Source organism: Streptomyces sp. NPDC002754 (genome assembly GCF_053592315.1).
Genome location: NZ_JBSFVM010000087.1, coordinates 1 through 3,031 on the forward strand (window position 1 = coordinate 1; position 3,031 = coordinate 3,031).

Genomic DNA, 3,031 nt, shown 5'->3' on the forward strand with positions numbered 1-3,031 from the left:
GAAGCCGGTGACCTGGTAGCCCCAGGAGCCGCCGAAGGGGTGTTCGGCCACGGGCAGGAACTCGACGTGGGTGAAGCCCAAGTCCGATACGTAGGTGGGGAGTTGGTCGGCGAGTTGGCGGTAGGTGAGGCCGGGGCGCCAGGACGGCAGGTGCACCTCGTATGCCGAGAACGGTGAGGCGTGGACGGGGTGGGCGGCGCGGTGCTCCAGCCAGGCCTCGTCCTGCCACGTGTAGTGCGAGGCGTGGATGACGGAGGAGTTGGCCGGGGGCTCCTCTGTGCGCGTGGCGAGCGGGTCGGCGCGCATCGTCTTGCTGCCGTCGGGGCGGGTGATCTCGAATTTGTAGAGTTCGCCCTCGCCGATGTCGGGGACGAAGAGTTCCCAGATGCCCGATGAGCCGAGCGAGCGCATGGTGTGGGCGGCGCCGTCCCAGTAGTTGAAGGTGCCGACGATGCGGATGCCCCGGGCGTTGGGCGCCCACACCGTGAAGCGGGTGCCCTGGATGCCCTGGTGCTGCATCGGGTGTGCGCCGAGTGCCGTCCAGAGCTGTTCGTGGCGGCCCTCGGCCATCAGGTGCAGGTCGAGGTCGCCGAGGGAGGGGAGGAGGGAGTAGGAGTCCGCGATCCGTTGGGTCGTCTCGGCGTACGTGATCTCCAGTTCGTACGCGGTTGGGATCTCGCGGAGTTGGAGCAGGGCGGTGAAGAATCCGTCGCCGTCGTCGTGGAGTTCGGCGTGCAGGCCCTCCGGGGTGGTGACGGATACGTGTTGGGCGTAGGGGCGCCAGGTGCGGATGGCGGTGCCGGTGGGGGTGGGGTGTGCGCCGAGCACTCCGTGGGGGTCGTGGTGGGTTGCGTGCAGCAGCCGTGTGCGGTCGTCCGGGGGGACGGGGGCCGGGGGTGTCGTCGGGCCGGGGGTCACGGTGGGGGCCTCCTTGGGTGCCTCGTGTGTGCGTGCGGGTCTCGTGTGGTGCCGTACTTGGAGGTCGCCCCCTCCTCCCCTTCCCGTCCCGGTCCTGGGGGCTGCGCCCCCTTGCCCCCCAAAAGATTGCGCAGTTCCCCGCGCCCCTTATCCAGCCAATCGGCTTAGTGCTGTCAACGGGACCTCGAGCCAGTCCGGCCTGTGGCGGGCCTCGTACAGGGCCTCGTAGATGGCCTTGTCCGTTTCGTAGGCGCGGAGGAGGAGTGGGGTGCTGCGGGGGTCGGTGCCCGTCACCTCCGCGTAGCCGGTGCAGTACGCGGTGCGGCAGGACAGGGACCAATCCGTACCCGGGTACGCGTAGTCGAAGGAGCGGAGCATGCCGGCGATGTCGCGGTGGACGGGGTGCGGCAGGCGGCGTTCCGGGAGGGGGCGGGACGGTTCGCCCTCGAAGTCGATCAGGTGCCAGTGGCCGGACGGCGAACGCAGGCACTGGCCCAGGTGCAGGTCGCCGTGGATCCGCTGGGCCTGCCAGGTGCGGCCGTCGGTGCCGAGCCGGGCGAGCGCGTCGAAGGTGGAGCGTAAGCCGGGTACGTGGGGGAGGAGTGCGGGGACCTGTCGGGCCGTCGTCTCCAGGCGGCGCGTCATCGACTCGGCGAGCTGCTCGGTGTGGGCGCGCGTGTACGTGACCGTGGGCAGCGCGCGGGCCAGGGCCGTGTGCACCTCGGCGGTGGCGCGGCCGAGATCGCGGGCCTGAGCGGTGAAGTCCTGCTGGTTGGTGACGTGCTTGAGGGCGAGGTCCCAGCCGTCGGCCGCGCCTCTGAGGAAGGGCTGGAGGATGCCGAGGGTCGCGGGTTCGGCGGGGTGCGTACCGGCCGTCTCGAACCAGGCGACCGGCGCCGGCACTCGGTCGCAGCCCTCGCGGGCCAGGGCCAGCGGGAGTTCGAGGTCGGGGTTGAGGCCGGGGGCGACCCGGCGGAACAGCTTGGCGATGAGCGTATCGCCGTACACGACCGAGGAGTTGGACTGCTCCGCCGTAAGGGGGCGGGGCGCGAGGTCGCGTGGGACCTCGCCGTGCGGGCCGCGGTGGAAGCGGAGGGCGCCGAGCGCGCCGGGTATTCGGAGCCGTTCCAGGAGGACCGCGCTGTGGCGCGGGTCCTGGAGCGCCTCGTACGCGGTGCGTCCCGCGAGCGGGCCGCGCGTGATGTGGCCGATCACCGCGGGCGCGAGGTGCGGTGCCGGGGCCTCGGTGGTGCCGATGAGCAGTTGGTAGCGGTCGCCGGTCCCCTCCTCGTCGGCCGGTGGCTGGTGGGCGCGGACGAGGAGGTGCAACAGGGCGGCGTCCGGCAGCAGTTCGGTGACGGCGTCCAGGGTGAAGCCGGTGACCGGGCGGCCCTTGCCGGCGAACCAGCGCTGGCGGGGCAGCCATTCACGCAGCAACGGATCGAGCGACATGAGCAGTTCGGATTCTCCGGCCGTCGGGGCGGCGGGCCGGGTTGCGGCTTCCGACATGGCGTCGTGTCCTTTCCCCGATGTATTTGTGGAGAGTGCCCAGGTGTGTCGGTGTCAGTCCTCGCGGAGTCGGTCGTCAGTCCTTGCGGAGACGGAACCAGTAGAAGCCGTGTCCCGCCAGTGTCAGGAGGTACGGCAGTTCGCCGATGGCCGGGAAACGCACCCCGCCGATCAGTTCCACCGGGTGTCGTCCGTTGAACGACTGGAGGTCCAGCTCGGTGGGCTGCGCGAAGCGGGAGAAGTTGTGCACGCACAGGACCAGGTCGTCCCCTCCGTCCTCGGTCGCGGGGGCCTCGCGCAGGAAGGCGAGTACCGCCGGGTTGGAGGAGGGGAGTTCGGTGTAGGAGCCGAGGCCGAAGGCGGGGTTCTGTTTGCGGATCTCGATCATGCGGCGGGTCCAGTGCAGCAGGGACGACGGGGAGGACATCGACGCCTCCACGTTGGTGACCTGGTAGCCGTAGACCGGATCCATGATCGTGGGCAGGAACAGCCTTCCCGGGTCGCTCGATGAGAAGCCGGCGTTGCGGTCCGGGGTCCACTGCATCGGCGTGCGGACGGCGTCGCGGTCGCCGAGCCAGATGTTGTCGCCCATGCCGATCTCGTC

General features: G+C 70.6%; 3 protein-coding genes. All 3 read right to left on the minus strand.

Annotated features, from left to right (window positions below; translation table 11 throughout):
- Positions 1–918 (minus strand): GlgB N-terminal domain-containing protein (locus ACWD2L_RS40955; RefSeq protein ID WP_451193833.1); only part of this gene is annotated, 918 nt, incomplete at its 3' end.
- Between the two features lie 147 nt (positions 919–1,065).
- On the minus strand, positions 1,066–2,427 hold the full coding sequence (locus ACWD2L_RS40960) for a maltokinase N-terminal cap-like domain-containing protein (RefSeq protein WP_351344128.1): 1,362 nt from the start codon (positions 2,425–2,427) through the stop codon (positions 1,066–1,068).
- Positions 2,428–2,503: 76 nt separating this feature from the next.
- A partial coding sequence (locus ACWD2L_RS40965) for an alpha-glucosidase C-terminal domain-containing protein (protein ID WP_451193836.1) occupies positions 2,504–3,031 on the minus strand: 528 nt, incomplete at its 5' end.